Source organism: Polaromonas sp. P5_D5, assembly GCF_054049435.1.
The window spans coordinates 221,053-238,557 of sequence record NZ_JBFUMJ010000002.1 but is presented as its reverse complement, the minus strand read 5'-3'; the positions used below and the strand labels follow the sequence as shown (position 1 = coordinate 238,557).

Sequence of the window (17,505 nt, the reverse complement as noted above, 5' to 3'; positions counted from 1 at the left end):
GCGCACCGCCGGTACCGCGGGAACGCCATTGAAAGCACGCCATGAACGCCCCTGAAACACTTCCGGGCACCCCACCCCGGCTCACCAGCCTGTCGCATGGCGGCGGTTGCGGCTGCAAGATTGCGCCTGGCGTGCTGAGTGAAATTCTCAAAAACTCCAGCAACCTCCCGATTCCGCCGCAGCTGCTGGTAGGCATTGAAACCGCCGACGACGCGGCTGTTTACCTGCTCAATGACGAGCAGGCGCTGATCGCGACGACCGATTTCTTCATGCCCATCGTCGATGATCCCTACGACTTCGGCCGCATCGCCGCCACCAATGCAATCAGCGACGTCTATGCCATGGGCGGCACGCCCATCATGGCGCTCGGGCTGGTGGGCATGCCCATCAATGTGCTGCCGCTGGAGACCATAGGCGCGATCCTGCGCGGCGGGCAGGACGTCTGCCGCGATGCGGGCATCCCGATCGCGGGGGGGCACACCATCGACTCGGTCGAGCCGATTTATGGCCTGGTGGTGCTGGGCCTGGTGCACCCTTCGCGGGTCAAGAAGAATTCCGGTGCCAAGGCCGGGGACGTGCTGGTGCTGGGAAAACCGCTGGGCATCGGCATTCTTTCTGCGGCACTGAAGAAGGAACAGCTCGACGCCGCAGGCTATGCCCGCATGATCGCGCTCACCACACAGCTCAACAAGCCGGGTATCGAGCTGGCACGCATGGAAGGCGTACATGCGCTCACCGACATCACCGGCTTTGGCCTGGCAGGCCACGGCCTGGAACTGGCCCGCGGGGCCGGCGTCCAGTTGCGCATCGACTGGCAGCGCGTGCCGCTGGTCAGTGGCACGCGCGAACTCGCAGCACAAGGTTGTGTGACGGGCGCCTCGGGGCGCAACTGGGCCAGTTATGGAAATGAAGTGAGTTTGCCCGCAACCTTTGCCGAAGCTGACAAAGCCCTGCTCAGTGACCCGCAAACCTCCGGAGGCCTGCTGGTGTCCTGCAATGCAGACAGCGCCGCCGAGGTTCTGGCAATTTTCCACGCCCAAGGCTTTGCCGAGGCAGCGGTCATCGGGGACGTCACCGCCGGCCACGGGCTGGCCGTACGCTGAAAAAATGCGCGAGAGTCTGGCACAAGCCGTAAAACCCTAGGGTAAACCCGGAAATTTTTTGTCAGTCTTTATTCAGTGCTGCGGGTGGCATCCGTCGTACCATTCATGCCTCGACGTACCCGGGTGGGTACTTTCTCATTCAAAAGAACTTATCGGAGACATCCCGTGTCCGCACTCCTCAAACTCGCACTGGCCTACGACTGGCTGACCACGCGACTGGGCAAGATCGCCGCCTGGACGGTATTGCTTGCCGCGATGATTTCCGCCGGCAACGCCTTTGTGCGCTACGGCCTGGACATCAGCTCCAACGGCTGGCTTGAAATCCAGTGGTACCTGTTCGCCGCCACCGTGATGCTGGGCGCACCTGTGGTCCTCAAACTCAACGAGCACGTGCGGGTCGACATCATTTACGGCAAGCTCAAGGGCAACGGGCCGGTGTATGTAGACATCTTCGGCCTGGCCATCTTCCTGCTTCCCGTGATGGGCCTGCTGGCCTACCTGAGCTGGCCGCTGTTCGTGAGCATGCTGCGCTCAGGTGAAGTCTCAGGCAACGCCGGCGGCCTGATCCGCTGGCCCGCGATGCTGCTGCTGCCGCTGGGCTTCGGTCTGATGTTCGTACAGGGCCTCTCGGAAATCATCAAGCGCATCTGCTATCTCCAGGGCAAATTCGAGATGGATACGCACTACGAAAAACCGGTTCAGTGATCCGTTTGCATCGCTCGTTCCCATAAAAATACTTTCAGGACTACCCCATGCAGATGGAAAATTTTGCCCCGATCATGTTCGCGGGCCTCGTGCTGATCATGCTGATCGGCTTTCCCGTCGCCTTCTCGCTGGCCGCCCTCGGGCTGGCCTCGGGCTTCCTGGCCATCGAGATGGGCTGGTTTCCGGCCAGCTTCATGTCCAACCTGCCGCTCAACATGTTCGGCATTTTGTCGAACGAGCTGCTGCTGGCCATTCCCTTCTTCACCTTCATGGGTGCCATCCTTGAAAAGTGCGGCCTGGCCGAAGACATGCTGGACTCCATGGGCCAGCTGTTCGGCCCCGCCAAGGGCGGCCTCGGCTACTCGGTGATCATCGTCGGCTTCATCCTGGGCGCGATCACCGGCACTGTGGCTGGCCAGGTGATCGCCATGGCGCTGATCTCGCTGCCCGTGATGATCCGCTATGGCTACAACATGCGCTACGCCACCGGCGTGCTGGCGGCCTCCGGCACCATCACCCAGCTGGTGCCGCCGTCACTCGTGCTGATCGTCATGGCCGACCAGCTGGGCCGCTCCGTCGGTGACATGTACAAGGGCGCCTGGGGCCCCTCCATCCTGCAGGTGCTGATCTTCGCGGGCTACACCTTCATGCTTGGCGTGTTCAAGCCGCACCATGTTCCCGGCGTTCCGAAAACCGCGCGCACGCTCAACGGCTGGGCGCTGTGGGGTAAATGCCTGCGCGGCATCATCCCGTCGGCCATCCTGATTTTTGCCGTGCTCGGCTCCATGGGTGGCCTGCCCGGCATCAACACCGCCATTGCCACGCCAACCGAAGCCGGCGCCATGGGTGTGGTGGGTGCGCTGATCCTGGCGGCCATGCACAAACGCCTGACCCCGGCGTTGATCTGGGAAGCCATGAGCGGCACGATGCGCCTGACAGCCATGGTGGTCTTCATCCTGATAGGTGCACGCGTCTTCTCGATGGTGTTCCAGGGCGTGGACGGCGCCAAGTGGGTCGAGCACATGCTCAGCGGCCTGCCTGGCGGCCAGACCGGCTTCCTGATCGCCGTCAACCTGTTCATCTTCTTCCTGGCTTTTTTCCTCGACTTCTTCGAGATTGCTTTCATCATCCTGCCCATGCTGGGCCCCGTCGCCGACAAGCTGGGCATCGACCTGATCTGGTTCGGCGTGCTGCTGTGCGTGAACATGCAGACCAGCTTCATGCACCCGCCCTTCGGCTTTGCGCTGTTCTACCTGCGAGGGATCGCCGACACCCTGTTCAAGGAAGGACGCATTCCCAAGCCGATCAAGTCCAATGACATTTACCTGGGCGCTATTCCCTGGGTGGCGATGCAGCTGATTCTGGTGGCGATCGTCATCTTCGTGCCGCAAACGGTGACGATCTTCCTCGACAAACCCGAGGTGGTCGACCTGGACAAGGTCAAGATCGAGATCCCCGTCGACGAGAGCGCGACCCCGCCCGCGGGCGGGGCCAGCGGTGCAGCAGGCACAGACCCGCTGGCCCCGCCGGCGGAGCCGAATGCCGATGACGAACAGAAAAAACTCGACGAACTGTTCAAGACCAAATAACCGATCGCAGCCTTCCAGGCCAGCGTCCAACGCCCCTTTCGCGAGGGGCGTTTTTATTGGCAGCCCATACTGTCAGTTTTTCCTTTCCATACCGCGAGCACTCCATGGACCCCGTACCCGCCCCCAGCACCTATTTCGGCCCACCGCCCTTCAAGTTCACCCCGACAGGTGGGAGCATCTCGGGGCAGGCGTTTTCCGTGCCCTTCAAGGTGTTGGCCACCGCCATCGTGCTGGCCCTGGCCGCGGCTTTTGTCCAGGCCTGGCTGGCTGGGAGGGCCTCAGGCGCGGCTGCCGGCGGGGGGTGGTTCATCGCCGGGCTGCTGATGGTGGGCTACACGTGGTGGCACATCCTGCGCAGCGTCACGCGCCTCGACGAACAAGGCCTCTACCAGAGCTGGGTCTGGGACAAGCACATGGAGCTGCGCGAACTCGCCTACGGCAAGCTGATCCGCGTGCGCGGACTCGAATGGCTGATCGCACCACGTCTGTATGTGCGTACCTTGATGGGGAAGTTCGCGGTGTTCTACGCCGCATCGCCCGAGATGGTCGCGGAATTTGAACGGCTGGTAAGCGAGTTGAAGACCTTTCGCAGCCAACGCTGAGGGCACGGCTCACTGCCGCCGGAAAGGCAGGCGAAAAAAAACCGCGACATGTCGCGGTTTTTTATTTCCCGGGAAAACGGGGAACCACTGATTTCCCTTTCAAGCAGGGGCCGCGGAACCGGCTTCGCCGGGCCGCAGGCGCAGCGGCCCCCTCGGGGGGCAGCGCATTACACGAAGTCGAAGACGCAGTGAAAAGCGTGGGGGCTTATAAGGTGACACCCTGCATGTACGTGTCGAAGCGCGACTCGGCGAAGCGGAACCAGAGGATCTGGTCCTTCTGGAAAGCACGGTAGTCGGTGTATATCTTTTTCCAGTCAGGGTTCTTCTCGGCCAGCTCGGCATACAACTCCATCGACGCCTTGAACGAGGCATCGAGCACGGGCTTGGGAAAGGGCAAGACCTTGGTCTTGGCGCCCACCAGCTGTTTCAGTGCGGTCGGGTTGCGTGCATCGTACTTGGCCTGCATGTCGATGTGCGCATGTGAAGCGGCGGCATCGATGATCGCGCGGTACTCTGCGGGCAGGGCTTCCAGCGCCTTGTTGTTGACGAAAAAATCAATCTCAGGGCCACCTTCCCACCAGCCGGGGTAGTAGTAAAACGGAGCCACCTTGTTGAAGCCCAGTTTCTGGTCGTCGTAAGGGCCCACCCACTCTGCGGCATCTAGCGTGCCTTTTTCGAGTGCCTGGTAGATTTCACCGCCAGGCAGGTTCTGCGGAACCACGCCGAGACGCTCCACCACCTTGCCGGCAAAGCCGCCAATACGGAACTTCAGGCCTTTCAGGTCAGCCACGGTCTTGATTTCCTTGCGGAACCAGCCACCCATCTGGGTGCCCGTGTTGCCGCCAGGAAAGCTCACCAGGTTGTATTTGGCGTAGAACTCATTCATGAGCTTGCGGCCATTGCCTTCGTACATCCAGGCCGACATCTGGCGCGAGTTCATGCCGAATGGAATCGCTGCGCCGATGGCAAACGCTTCGTTCTTGCCGAAGTAGTAGTAAGGCACGGTGTGGCACATTTCCACGGAACCCTGGCCGACACCATCGACCACACCAAAAGCAGGCATCAATTCGCCGGCGGCGTGGACGCTGATCTGGAATTTGCCGCCAGTCATTTCGCTGACCTTCTTGGCGAACACTTCGGCACCGCCGTAAATGGTGTCAAGCGGCTTGGGGAAACTGGAAGCCAGGCGCCAGCGGATGGCCGCTTGCGCGTGAACAGCAGGTGCCACACCGGCGGCCAGTACACCGGCAATGCCGGCGTTTTTGATAAGTGAACGACGATCCATTAAATGCTATCTCCTGAAGGGTGGTCGGGTTTGCGGTCCGAATGGACGTGCGGGGCGCCCAGCTGGCAATCGACGGCTATGCAAGCCGCGCTTTTGAGCAAGAGGGCGGAGATCTATTTTGTCAGCATTTCACACCACTTGCCCAACCCGGTTTTACAGTATCGGGACAGACGTAAAAAAACCGCCTGCAAGAGGCGGCTTTCGGGATGACCGATGGGCCGGGTTCAGAGTTTCTGGGCTTGCATGAAGCGGTCAAACGTGGCTTCCGTGAAGCGGAACCACAGGTTCTGCTCGGCGCGGAACTTGGAGTAGTCGGCGTAGATCTTCTTCCAGTTTTCGTTCCTCGCGCTGATCTCTTCGTAAAGCGCCATGGACTCCTTGAAAGCAGCGTTCATCACGTCGGTCGGGAATGGACGGAGCTTGGTACCCGCACCCACGAGCTGCTTGAGCGCACCCGGGTTTTTTGCGTCGTATTTGGCCTGCATATCGCCATGGGCCTGGGCTGCAGCTGCTTCCACAATGGCCTTGTTCTCAGGGGTGAGGGCGTCAAAAGCCTTGTTGTTGATGAAGAAGTCCAGCTCGGGGCCGCCTTCCCACCAGCCGGGGTAGTAGTAAAACGGAGCGACTTTGTTGAAGCCCAGTTTCAGGTCGTCGTAAGGTCCCACCCATTCGGCGGCGTCAATCGTGCCTTTTTCGAGGGCCTGGTAAATCTCGCCACCGGGAATGTTCTGCGGCACACCGCCGATGCGCTCCAGGACCTTGCCGCCGAATCCGCCGATGCGCATTTTCAGGCCCTTGATGTCTTTCAGCGACTTGATTTCCTTGCGGTACCAGCCACCCATCTGCGCGCCGGTGTTACCGCCGGGGAAATTGACGATGTTGTATTTTCCATAGAACTCGCGCATCAGCTTCAGGCCGTTGCCTTCGTACATCCATGCGCTCATCTGACGGCTGTTCAGACCGAAGGGAATGGCACAGCCAAGGGCAAAGGTCTCATCCTTGCCGAAGAAATAGTAGGGGGCCGTGTGGCACGCCTCGACAGAGCCTTGCTGTACGCCGTCGACCACGCCAAAAGCGGGCATCAATTCCCCAGCGGCATGAACCGACACTTCGAACTTGCCGCCCGACATGGCCTTGACGGCTTTGGCAAATACTTCGGCGGCACCAAAAATGGTGTCAAGGGACTTGGGGAAGCTGGAGGCCAGGCGCCAACGAACGGCAGCCTGCGCATGAACAGCAGGTGCTACACCTGCCGCCAGCACACCGGCAATACCGGCGTTTTTGATAAGTGAGCGACGATCCATAAAACTCTCTCCTGAAGTTATCGAATTTTGCGTTGATCTGCCAGATCGGTTCGGCCTGCTACAACTGTTGAATTGCATTGCCTTGATTGAATCGGCGGAGCATGGATACTTTGTCACTCTTTTGCATAAAAACACCCCGTTTTTACCCGTAGATCGCGCACAAAAAAGCCGCCTGGGCAGGCGGCTTTTTGACGAAAACGTTTCAGCGAGCGGCTTGCCAGTTGCAAGCCGCTCGCCCCCTATCTGATCAAGTTGATGGCTTTACAGCTTCTGGCTCTGCATGAAACGGTCGAAGGTCGCCTCGGTAAAACGGAACCACAGGTTCTGGTCGCCGCGGAATTTCGAATAGTCCGCATAGACCTTGCGCCAGTTTTCATTTTTGGCCGACAGCTCTTCATACAGCTTCATCGACTCCTTGAAAGCGGCGTTCATGACATCGGCGGGGAACGGCCGGAGCTTGGCGCCAGCACCCACCAGCTGCTTCAGGGCCGTCGGATTCTTGGTGTCGTATTTGGCCTGCATGTCGACGTGTGCGGCGGCGCTGGCCGCTTCCACAATCGCCTTGTATTCGGGCGACAACGCGTCGTAGGCTTTCTGGTTGATGTACAGGTCCAGCTGCAGGCCGCCTTCCCACCAGCCGGGGTAGTAGTAGTTGGGTGCCACCTTGTTGAAGCCCAGCTTCTGGTCATCGTAGGGACCGATCCATTCGGCAGCGTCGATGGTGCCTTTTTCCAGCGCCTGGTAAATCTCGCCGCCGGGAATGTTCTGCGGCACGCCGCCCAGGCGCTCGATGACCTTGCCGGCAAAACCGCCGACGCGGAATTTGAGGCCCTTCATGTCGGCAATGGACTTGATTTCCTTGCGGAACCAGCCACCCATTTGCGCGCCGGTATTGCCGCACGGAAAGCTGATCATGTTGTATTTGGCGTAGAACTCGCGCATCAGTTTCAAGCCGTTGCCCTCAAAGGTCCAGGCGCTCATCTGGCGGCTGTTCAGGCCAAAAGGAATGGCGCCGCCGATGGCAAAGGTTTCGTCCTTGCCGAAGAAATAGTAAGGCGCCGTATGGGCTGCCTCGATGGAGCCTTGCTGCACGCCGTCGACCACACCAAACGCGGGCATCAGTTCGCCTGCAGCATGGACGGAGATTTCAAACTTGCCGCCTGAAATCGCCTTGACATGCTTGGCAAACGTTTCAGCACCTCCATAGATCGTGTCCAGCGATTTGGGGAAGCTGGATGCCAGGCGCCAGCGAACAGCGGCCTGTGCGTGAACAGCCGGCGCAACGCCTGCTGCCAAAACACCGGCAACGCCGGCGTGTTTGATGAGTGAACGACGATCCATCAGGTTGACTCCGAAAGGTAAAAATGAAAATTCCACTGGGCTCAGGCACCAGTCAGACCGTTTTGCAGGTCTTTGGGAATTCTAAAAATGAGGGGGTCTCGACCCGGCCGGGTTTACCCTTGAAGAGCTGACGGGAAGCTGAACAGATGTGGCCCCCACGGTCGTTCGCTTCGCGTAACTCCCTGCCCCCCGAGGGGGCCGCCCGCCTGTGGCCCGGCAAAGCCGGTTCCACGGCTCATGCTGGCTTTAAGAGTCTTGCCTAAGCTACCGACTTTAGGGTGGGCTTGCCGGTTCCCAGCAGAGCAGAAAACCGCGCCCTCACGGACGCTTCGATGCCTGCGGCATCGAGGCCTTGGAGGGCGAGCAGTTTTGCGGGATCGCCGTGTTCGATGAACTCGTCTTTCAGGCCCAAATGCAGCACCTGTTTGTTGACACCTGCGGCTTGCAGGGCTTCGCTGACTGCGCTGCCGGCGCCACCCATGATGGCACCCTCTTCCACTGTCACCAGGGCTTGGTGGGTGGCTGCGACCTTGAGCAGCAACTCGATATCCAGCGGTTTAGCCCAGCGCATGTTGACTACCGTCGCGCCCAATTTTTCAGCGGCTTGCAGGGCTGGGTATAGCAAAGTGCCGAAAGCCAGGATGGCAACACCCGCGCCTTCGCGGCGGACTTCGCCTTTGCCGAAGGGCAGTGCTTCAAGGCCGGTTCCCGGCTGGATGCCGGCGCCGGCGCCGCGCGGGTAGCGCACAGCCACCGGATGGTTTTGCTCGAAGGCCGAGCTCAGCAGCATGCGGCATTCACTTTCATCGGCGGGGCAGGCCACGCTCATGTTGGGAATGCAGCGCAGGTAGGGAATGTCATAGGCGCCTGCATGCGTGGCGCCATCGGCGCCGACCAGGCCGGCGCGGTCCAGCGCAAACACGACAGGCAGGTTTTGCAGGGCCACATCGTGGATCAGCTGGTCGTAGCCGCGCTGCAAAAAGGTGGAGTAAATTGCAACCACGGGCTTGAGCCCTTCGCAGGCCATGCCGGCGGCAAAGGTTACCGCATGCTGCTCGGCGATACCGACGTCGTGGTAGCGCTCGGGAAAGCGCCTGTGGAATTCAACCATGCCCGAGCCCTCACGCATGGCCGGGGTGATGCCGACGAGCCGGCTGTCGTGCTCGGCCATGTCGCACAGCCACTGGCCGAAGACCTGCGTGAAGGTCTGCTTGGCCGGTGCACTGGACTTTTGCAGGCCCATGGCCGGGTCGAACTTGCCGGGGCCGTGGTAGGCAATGGGGTCGGCTTCGGCGAGCTTGTAGCCCTGGCCTTTTTTGGTGACCACGTGCAGGAACTGCGGGCCGCCCTTGGTGTCCATCAGGTGCTTGATGTTCTCCAGCGTAGGAACCAGCGACTCAAGATCGTGGCCGTCGATGGGGCCAATGTAATTGAAGCCGAAGTTTTCAAACAGCGTGGCGGGCACGACCATGCCCTTGGCATGCGACTCCAGGCGTTTGGCCAGTTCCAGCAGCGGCGGCGCCACGCGCAGCACCTGCTTGCCCATATGCCTGGCGGATGCATAAAAACGCCCGCTCATCAGCTGGGCCAGATAACGGTTCAGTGCGCCCACCGGCGGGCTGATGCTCATGTCGTTGTCGTTGAGCACCACCAGCAGCTTGCAGTGGTCATGCACGCCCGCATTGTTCAGGGCCTCGAAGGCCATACCGGCGCTCATGGCTCCGTCGCCGATGATGGCCACCGCATGGCGGTCTTCGCCTTTTTGCTGGGCGGCCAGCGCCATGCCCAGTGCGGCGGAAATCGAGGTCGATGAGTGGGCCGTTCCGAAGGTGTCGTAGGGGCTCTCGTCGCGGCGCGGAAAGCCCGACAAGCCGCCAAACTGCCGCAGGCTGTCCATGCGCTCGCGTCGGCCCGTAAGAATCTTGTGCGGATAGGTCTGGTGGCCCACGTCCCATACCAGGCGGTCTTCGGGGGTGTTAAAGACGTAATGCAAAGCGACCGTCAGCTCCACCGTGCCCAGGTTCGAACTCAGGTGGCCGCCGGTTTTTGAAACGCTGTCAAGCACGTAGGCACGCAGTTCGTCGGCCAGGGGTTTCAGGTCAACACGGGGCAGGCTCCGCAGGTCGGCGGGACTGTTGATGGTTTCAAGCAATGGGTACATCGTGGTGTCGCTGTTTATGGCAAGGCCGGTTTCCCGGTCCGCGGTATTCAATCCTGGTGACGGTTTCAATGATGACGGTTCACCAGCATATCCGCCAGTGCACGCAGGGCATCGGTGTGACCCAGCCCGCTGGCGTCCAGGCTGCGCAGCGCCTTGCCCAGCAACTGCTGCGCATAGGCTTTGGAGTCTTCCAGCCCCATCAGTGATACGAAGGTGGGTTTGTCCTGAGCGGCATCCTTGCCGGCCGTCTTGCCCAGTGTGGCGGAGTCAGCGGTGACGTCGAGGATGTCGTCAACCACCTGGAAAGCCAGGCCGACGGCGGCGCCGTAATCGCGCAAGGCGTCTTGCGCGGCCGGCGTTGCAGCACCACAGGCCGCGCCCATCATCACGCTGGCCTGCAGCAACGCACCGGTTTTCAGCCGGTGCATTTCATGCAGCTGGACGGACGTCAGCGGCAGGCCCACACTGGCCAGGTCAATGGCCTGGCCGCCAGCCATACCCTGAAAACCGGCCGCCTGGGCCAGCATGCGGCACAGGCGAGCCTGTGTTGCCGCATCGATTGAATCATCGGGGGGGGTGAGGAATTCAAATGCCAGCGCCTGCAGGGCGTCGCCAGCAAGAAGTGCCTGGGCCTGGCCGAACTTGACATGCACCGTGGGCTTGCCGCGGCGCAGCACATCGTTGTCCATGCAGGGCATGTCGTCGTGCACCAGCGAATAGGCGTGGATCAGTTCTACTGCGCAGGCAGCCCGCAGGGCGGCTTGCGCATTGCCCTGCACGGCCTCACAGGCTGCCATGACCAGCAGCGGCCGCAGGCGTTTTCCACCGTCGAGCACGGCATAACGCATGGCGTCGCCCAGGCCCGCAGGCGCAGGCGCGTCGCTGGGACAGGCAACCCAGCGCGACAAGGCGCTCTCGACATTGGCAAGCTGCCCGGCGCTCCAGGCGCTCAAGGTAAACAGGGGCAGTTTTTCAGGGGCGTTCAATCGTGGGTCTCTTTTTTTTGGGGTGAAGGAATGTTCTGACTGCAATGCGCCGGTTATTCCTGCACCCACGGCTTGAGTTCCGTGCCTTCCAGCACCTTGATCTGGGTTTCCACGGCTTCGAGCTTGTCCCTGCAGAACTTCAGCAGCTGCGCACCGCGCTGGTAGCCGGTAAGCAGTTGGTCCAGCGGCAGCTGCCCGGACTCCAGGCTGTCAACCAGCCCTTCGAGTTCCTGCAATGCGGCCTCATAGCTGGCGGGCAATGCCGGAACAGCGGAGGCGGAAGCAGCAGCGGTGGACGAGGGACTTTTGGCCATGGTGATTTGGATGAAGGCTGATTTTAGGCCGTTGCAGGCAGGTTGCGACCCCGGCGCCCGGGACTACGAATCCATACATCTCTATTATCCGGCGGCGGCGTGCGAAGACCCGCAAAAAAGACTGCGCGGGTACAATTGATAACAGTTCTCGATAACAGCAGTGCCCCTGCTGCGGGATATCCGGCCTTGTTTTCTCCGTGGGCTGTCGCTCAGCCTGCCTACCCGCTTGTCAACAGCCTCCACCGCCTTGGCGCAGGGGCATGTTCACCGAAATTTGCATGTCTGATCTCAGCCTCCGTCTCCTGCAGGCCACCAGCCAGCTCCCCATTTCCAGTTACTTTGATGCGGGCCTGTACCAGCGGGAGCAGCAAAAGCTGTTTGCCCGCGGCCCGCGCTACCTGGGCCATGAACTGGCCGTGCCTAACCTGGGCGACTATTACGCCCTGCCGCATGAGGGCGAAGGCCGGGCGCTGGTGCGTAATGCCTCCGGCATCGAGCTGATCTCCAACGTCTGCCGGCACCGCCAATCCACCATGCTGCAGGGCCGCGGCAACACCGGCAGCAACATCGTCTGCCCGCTTCACCGCTGGACGTACAACACCTCGGGCGAGCTCATAGGCGCACCGCACTTCGAGATCGACCCCTGCCTGAACCTGAACCGCTACAAGACCACGACCTGGAACGGCCTGGTGTTCGAGGACACCGGCCGTGACGTCGCCGCCGAAATGTCGCAGCTGGCCACCTATGCCGATCTCGACTTTTCCGGCTACCAGCTCGACAAGGTGCACCTGCACGAGTGCAACTACAACTGGAAAACCTTCATCGAGGTCTACCTGGAGGACTACCATGTCGGCCCCTTCCACCCCGGCCTGGGCGGCTTTGTCACCACCGACGACCTGCGCTGGCAGCTCGAGCCAAACTATTCGGTGCAGACGGTGGGTGTGTCGGACAAGCTGGGCAAGCCCGGCACCGACACCTACAAGAAATGGCACGACGTGGTCTTGCAGTACCGCAAGGGTGTGCCGCCCAAATACGGCGCCATCTGGCTCACCTACTACCCGCACGTCATGGTTGAGTGGTATCCGCACGTGCTGGTGGTCAGCACGCTGCATCCGCAGGGCCCCGACAAGACGCTCAACGTGGTCGAGTTTTTCTACCCTGAAGAAATCTGCGCATTCGAGCGTGAGTTCATCGAGGCGCAGCAGGCCGCCTACATGGAAACCTGCGTGGAAGACGACGAAATCGCCCTGCGCATGGATGCCGGCCGCAAGGCCCTGATGGTGCGCGGCGACAACGAGTTCGGCCCCTACCAAAGCCCCATGGAAGACGGCATGCAGCACTTTCACGAGTGGTATCGCCGCGAAATGGGCGCCAGCAAAACCACGCAGATGATCTGACAGCACCGGAACTGCTATTTATTTGATAGCTGCTTGCGCACGGCCATTGCGGATCCCAGCCTCTTTTACCCCTCATAACTCCTTACCCTGAAAATCGATGCAAGCCGTCTGGATGATTCTTTCCTCCTTCCTGTTTGCCACGATGGGGGTCTGCGTCAAGTACGCGTCGGAACACTTCAACAGCGCCGAACTGGTGTTCTACCGCGGCATCCTGGGCATCGTCTTCATGGCTGCCTACGCGCGCGCGCGCGGCATCACCCTGGCCACCCGCTACCCTGCCATGCACGCCTGGCGCAGCGTGATCGGCGTGATGTCGCTGTCGGCCTGGTTTTACGCCATTGCCCATCTGCCGCTGGCGACCGCCATGACGCTCAACTACATGAGCAGCGTGTGGATTGCAGCCTTCCTGGTCGGCGGCGCTTTGATGGCCTGGGCGCCGCCGAAGGCAAATGACACGCTGAGCGCCGCCGGGCCGCCCCAAGGCGCGAGCGCCCCCTCGGGGGGCAGCGCAGCACGCGAAGCGGCAAGCGTGGGGGCTCTATTTTCCAGCCAGGGGCCTCTCGTCATGGCCATCCTCGCCAGCTTTGCCGGCGTCGTCATGCTGCTGCGCCCTGCCATCGACCAGAACCAGACCTTTGCCGGGCTGGTGGGCCTGATGTCGGGCCTGGGCGCCGCCTTTGCCTACATGCAGGTCATGGCTATATCGCGCATGGGCGAGCCCGAAACACGCACCGTGTTTTACTTTGCTGTGGGCACGGCGGTTGCCGGCGCGCTCGGCATGTGCGTCATGGGCATCACGCCCTGGAACTGGGAACACGCGCTGTGGCTGCCGCCCATCGGCATCCTGGCTTCGCTGGGCCAGCTGTCCATGACCAAGGCTTATTCCATGTCTGAAAACCATGGCGGCACGCTGATGGTGGCCAACCTGCAGTACTCAGGCATTGTGTTCGCGGCTATCTACAGCCTGATTCTGTTTGGCGACAATATCCCCCTGATCGGCTGGGCCGGCATGGGCCTCATCATCGTGAGCGCGATTGCCGCGACGGTTTTGCGTGCACGTGCCGCGCCCAACGCCCCCGCCGAAGAACACTAAGGAGCTTTCCATGAGCTACACCACCCTGATTTCCGCCGAACACCTGCAGGCCCTGATTGCATCGGCCAAGCCCCTGCGCATCTTCGACTGCACGTTTGACCTGATGAAGCCGAACGTGGGGCACGAGCAGTACCTCGCCTCGCACATTCCCGGCGCCGTGTATGCCAACCTGGACACCGCATTGAGCGCCAAGCACGGCGTGGCGGGCGCCCATGGCGTGATCACCGCCAGCGGCGCTGATGCACCCGCGTCGGGCGGACGCCACCCGCTGCCCAACCGCGAGAAGTTCGCCACCTGGCTTTCCAGCGTCGGCTTTGCCAACAACATGCAGGCGGTGGTGTATGACCGCAACGGCGCCAACTACTGCGGGCGCCTCTGGTGGATGCTCAAGTGGGCCGGCCATGAAAACGTGGCGGTGCTCGACGGCGGGCTGCAAGCCTGGCAGGCCGCCGGCGGCGCCGTCAACAGCGGCGAAGAACCAGCGCATTTCCAGGCCAACTTCCTTCTTGCACCCGAAAAAGCCACATTGGTATCGGCCCAGACCGTGGCGAGCCAGTTGGGCCGCCCGGCACAGACATTGATTGACGCGCGCGCCACGCCGCGTTTCAAGGGCGAGGTGGAGCCGCTGGATCCGGTGGCCGGCCACATCCCCGGCGCATTGAACCGCCCCTTCGGCCAGAATCTCGGGCCCGACGGAAAGTTCAAGCCGGCAGCCCAACTCAAGGCCGAGTTTGAAGCCCTGCTGGCGGGCCGCGACCCGGCCACCGTGGTGCACCATTGCGGCAGCGGCGTCAGCGCTGTCCCCAACATCATTGCCATGGAGTTGGCCGGCCTCGGAAGAAGCGGGCTCTATGCCGGCAGCTGGAGCGACTGGTGCAGCGACCCGGCGCATCCGGTCGCACAGGGCTGAGGCCGCCCAGCTTCGCGGCGCCGCCAGAAACACAAAAACCTGCACGCTTTCCAGCGTGCAGGTTTTTCTTCTTGTTGAAGCGGCCGCGCAGAACCCGTTCAAAAAATACCGGTCAATGCCGGATTTTCAGGTTCGATTATTTGGCCGGAGCGCTCGCTGCCGTGCCAGGCGTCGCCGCGTCACCTGTCATCGGGGACGTGCTGGTTCCCGATGGGGTGCTACCGGTTGTGGACGTACCCATCGAAGAGCTGCTGCCGGTGGGGGATGGCGTGGTCGACGGCGAAGGTGTGGTCGAAGGTGAGGCGGCAGGTGTCGAAGGCGACGCGCCGGTGTCTTCCACTTTTTTGCCACAGGCTCCCAGTGCCAACAAAGCGGCCAGGGCAACGGCGGTAAGGGCAGCAGGTTTGAATTTGGATGCGTGCATGTCGGTTTCCTTTTTTGAAGATGAAATGGCTGAACGGTGAGTGGCTGAACGTCAGCCGGAATTCAATTTAGCCCGGAACATCGGGCTTACCCCATGAGACGGTGTCCCACAGGGCTGTAAGCGTTTTTCGCCTGATGCGCACGCGAACGCTTGATGAAAAAACCTGCATCAATGCGCGCGCGCGTGGCCGGACAGCCGGATGCGCTTGTGCGGATTGTCCAGGCGTGAGCCCGACGAAGGGCCGGCACCGCGACTGCTCCGTGAACCGTTGTCCGGCCGGTCACCCAGGCGCCCTTTCGAGGGGCTGGGTTCGGGCCTGTGGGAGTGAAGTGTCTCTGCGGTGGTTTTCATGACGGTCTCCTTGAAAGTCAGCTCTGCTTGCGGCAGGAAAGCCGTTGCGAGGTGCAGACTATTGAGTGGGATTGGGGGGGGTTTGCGGCGCTTGCACACCTGCTACGCACCTGTGCCTGCCTTATTCACTGTAGGGACCCCGCCTGCCGCGCAATGTAGGCAATGCCTGTGGATGGCGTAGGAGCAAACCTACAAATCGTCTTCTTTTTGTCTTTTTGCCCTTCCTGCGGACGCCAGTGTTCAAGTCCCCTCACTGGAAAAGAAGGCGGATGCAGATCAGGACCGCCCCCGAAAATTTTCAAGAGCTCAAGAAGAAATGGCCTTCCAGCCTTATTGGAAAAGCGCAACCAGCTATCAAATCAATAGCAATTACAATCATTCAGCCGGTATCGGCAGTCACCGGCTGCGCAGGTGACCGCACATGCTCAGGCCGTACGCCCACGCCGACCGCGTAGGCCGGCAGCGCCTGCAGCAGGGGCCAGCGACGCATCAACTTCAGCGGCCAGGGCAGCGCCATGGGCGGGCCGCCGAGTCCCCGCGCCGCCAATACCGGGCTGAGCAGGCGGTTCTGGATGGCGACCTGCACCGCTTGCGTGACACGTGTGGGAAACAGCCGGCGTTTTTGCACCTGCGCCAGCAAGGGTGTCAGCGCGGCCCCGTCCAGCTGCGGGTTTGCCAGGGACGCAGCCAGAATGTTGGCCGCCGCCACGGCATCCTGCACCGCCAGATTGATGCCCACGCCGCCTACAGGCGACATGGCATGTGCAGCGTCGCCGATGCACAGCAGGCCGGGCTTGTACCAGTGCTCCAGCCGGTCCACCGTGACACTCAGCAGCTTGATGTCGTCCCAACTGGCCAGGGTGGCTATGCGGTCGGCAAAGAGCGGCGCCACTTTCACCACATCTGCCCGGAAAGCCTCCAGTCCCTGCGAGCGAACGGCCTCGATGCCGCCCTTGGGAATCACATAGGCGCACTGCCAGTAAGTACGGCGGTCAATCATGGCCAGGAAGATGCCGTTGGTAATGCGTCCCCCCGTCGTGGAAGGATCGCCCGGCATCTTGGGCAGGCGCATCCACAGCACATCGATAGGCGCACCCAGATCGCGCACGACCAGCCCCGCCGAACTGCGCACCGTGGACCGCCTGCCATCGGCGCCGATCACGAGGTCCGCCATCACCTGCAAAGCGCCGTCGGGCGTGGCGACCTCCACGCCCGTCACCACGCCGCCCTGCTGGATCACACCGGTCACTTCGGCGTTCTGGATCAGGCGAAAACCGGGGTACAGCTCCGCTTCATCGCGCACAAAATCCAGAAACTCCCACTGGGGCATCATCGCGATGAATTTGCAGCGCAGGCGCAAATGCCTGAAGCTGGCCAGCACGAGCTCGGTGTTGCCGACCACGGCGCGCAGCTCGCTCACTTGATCGTGCGGGCGCGCCAGGAATTTCTCCAGCAGGCCCAGCTCGTGTATCACTTCGAGGGTGGAGGGATGCACGGTGTCGCCGCGAAAGTCACGCAGGAAGTCAGCGTGCTTTTCCAGCACAAGCACCTGCACGCCTGCGCGTGCCAGCAAGAGGCCTAGCATCATGCCGGCCGGGCCGCCGCCGGCGATGCAGCAGCGCGCATTCATTACGTCGGCCATGGTGTCTCCCGGGGATGAAAATCCCCCGACCATATCCAGGCTTGATGGCCCTTGCAAGCTCCAGGCTGGGCAGCCACCGCCCAGACCTGTCAACATCTCTTGCGGAGCTGTTTTCGCCTATTTCAGCGTCATTGGCATGGGGGTGGTCTGCACTTCGCCCGGATCCGGCGGGGTGTCCAGGGGCGGCAGGGGTTCGGGTGGAGGAACATTGGGGTTGGTGGCCATAGCTACTTCCTGCTTCCCTTTTCCGGTGCCATGGGCAACTTGCCAGGCGGCTGCAGAGACTGCGGCGGCTCCG

General features: G+C 61.6%; 16 protein-coding genes. 8 read left to right on the top strand and 8 right to left on the bottom strand.

Annotated features, from left to right (window positions below; all coding sequences use genetic code 11):
- Positions 1-41: 41 nt before the first annotated feature.
- From selD to ACXJKE_RS07785, 4 genes are all read left to right on the top strand, one after another.
- Entirely contained in the window at positions 42-1,103 is a 1,062-nt protein-coding gene (gene selD, locus ACXJKE_RS07800; RefSeq protein WP_457280021.1) for a selenide, water dikinase SelD, read from the top strand.
- 165 nt (positions 1,104-1,268) lie between these two features.
- Complete coding sequence (locus ACXJKE_RS07795) at positions 1,269-1,808, top strand: TRAP transporter small permease subunit (RefSeq protein ID WP_457280020.1); 540 nt, start codon at positions 1,269-1,271, stop codon at positions 1,806-1,808.
- A 47-nt stretch (positions 1,809-1,855) separates the two neighbouring features.
- Positions 1,856-3,397 carry a TRAP transporter large permease gene (locus tag ACXJKE_RS07790; RefSeq protein ID WP_457280019.1) on the top strand — a complete coding sequence of 514 codons (1,542 nt, stop codon included), beginning with the start codon at positions 1,856-1,858 and terminating at the stop codon, positions 3,395-3,397.
- 104 nt (positions 3,398-3,501) lie between these two features.
- A complete protein-coding gene (locus tag ACXJKE_RS07785; RefSeq protein ID WP_457280018.1) occupies positions 3,502-3,999 on the top strand; it encodes a hypothetical protein in 498 nt (165 codons plus the stop codon).
- 205 nt (positions 4,000-4,204) lie between these two features.
- Here the strand turns inward: ACXJKE_RS07785 and ACXJKE_RS07780 are convergent, their stop codons facing one another.
- The 6 genes from ACXJKE_RS07780 to ACXJKE_RS07755 all read right to left on the bottom strand — a co-directional run bounded on the left by ACXJKE_RS07780 (position 4,205) and on the right by ACXJKE_RS07755 (position 11,390).
- Positions 4,205-5,284 carry a TRAP transporter substrate-binding protein gene (locus tag ACXJKE_RS07780; protein WP_457280017.1) on the bottom strand — a complete coding sequence of 360 codons (1,080 nt, stop codon included), beginning with the start codon at positions 5,282-5,284 and terminating at the stop codon, positions 4,205-4,207.
- 224 nt (positions 5,285-5,508) lie between these two features.
- Positions 5,509-6,588 (bottom strand): TRAP transporter substrate-binding protein, encoded by a 1,080-nt coding sequence (locus tag ACXJKE_RS07775; RefSeq protein WP_457280016.1) that lies wholly within the window; start codon positions 6,586-6,588, stop codon positions 5,509-5,511.
- 261 nt (positions 6,589-6,849) lie between these two features.
- Positions 6,850-7,929 (bottom strand): TRAP transporter substrate-binding protein, encoded by a 1,080-nt coding sequence (locus ACXJKE_RS07770; protein ID WP_457280015.1) that lies wholly within the window; start codon positions 7,927-7,929, stop codon positions 6,850-6,852.
- Positions 7,930-8,188: 259 nt separating this feature from the next.
- Entirely contained in the window at positions 8,189-10,090 is a 1,902-nt protein-coding gene (gene dxs, locus ACXJKE_RS07765) for a 1-deoxy-D-xylulose-5-phosphate synthase (RefSeq protein WP_457280014.1), read from the bottom strand.
- A gap of 65 nt (positions 10,091-10,155) precedes the next feature.
- Entirely contained in the window at positions 10,156-11,076 is a 921-nt protein-coding gene (locus tag ACXJKE_RS07760) for a polyprenyl synthetase family protein (RefSeq protein ID WP_457280013.1), read from the bottom strand.
- Between the two features lie 53 nt (positions 11,077-11,129).
- Positions 11,130-11,390: an exodeoxyribonuclease VII small subunit gene (locus tag ACXJKE_RS07755; RefSeq protein WP_457280012.1), complete on the bottom strand. Its 261-nt coding sequence runs from the start codon at positions 11,388-11,390 to the stop codon at positions 11,130-11,132.
- A 278-nt stretch (positions 11,391-11,668) separates the two neighbouring features.
- Here ACXJKE_RS07755 and ACXJKE_RS07750 point away from each other — a divergent pair, with 278 nt between their 5' ends.
- From ACXJKE_RS07750 to ACXJKE_RS07735, 4 genes are all read left to right on the top strand, one after another.
- Complete coding sequence (locus ACXJKE_RS07750; RefSeq protein ID WP_457280011.1) at positions 11,669-12,787, top strand: aromatic ring-hydroxylating oxygenase subunit alpha; 1,119 nt, start codon at positions 11,669-11,671, stop codon at positions 12,785-12,787.
- 97 nt (positions 12,788-12,884) lie between these two features.
- Positions 12,885-13,880 (top strand): DMT family transporter, encoded by a 996-nt coding sequence (locus tag ACXJKE_RS07745; protein ID WP_457280010.1) that lies wholly within the window; start codon positions 12,885-12,887, stop codon positions 13,878-13,880.
- Positions 13,881-13,890: 10 nt separating this feature from the next.
- Positions 13,891-14,790, top strand: a complete 900-nt coding sequence (locus tag ACXJKE_RS07740; protein WP_457280009.1) for a sulfurtransferase — start codon at positions 13,891-13,893, stop codon at positions 14,788-14,790.
- Between the two features lie 71 nt (positions 14,791-14,861).
- Positions 14,862-15,254, top strand: a complete 393-nt coding sequence (locus tag ACXJKE_RS07735) for a hypothetical protein (protein ID WP_457280008.1) — start codon at positions 14,862-14,864, stop codon at positions 15,252-15,254.
- 128 nt (positions 15,255-15,382) lie between these two features.
- Here ACXJKE_RS07735 and ACXJKE_RS07730 read toward each other — a convergent pair whose 3' ends face one another.
- Positions 15,383-15,565: a hypothetical protein gene (locus tag ACXJKE_RS07730; RefSeq protein WP_457280007.1), complete on the bottom strand. Its 183-nt coding sequence runs from the start codon at positions 15,563-15,565 to the stop codon at positions 15,383-15,385.
- Positions 15,566-15,944: 379 nt separating this feature from the next.
- Positions 15,945-17,207 carry an FAD-dependent oxidoreductase gene (locus tag ACXJKE_RS07725; protein WP_457280006.1) on the bottom strand — a complete coding sequence of 421 codons (1,263 nt, stop codon included), beginning with the start codon at positions 17,205-17,207 and terminating at the stop codon, positions 15,945-15,947.
- Positions 17,208-17,505 lie beyond the last annotated feature (298 nt).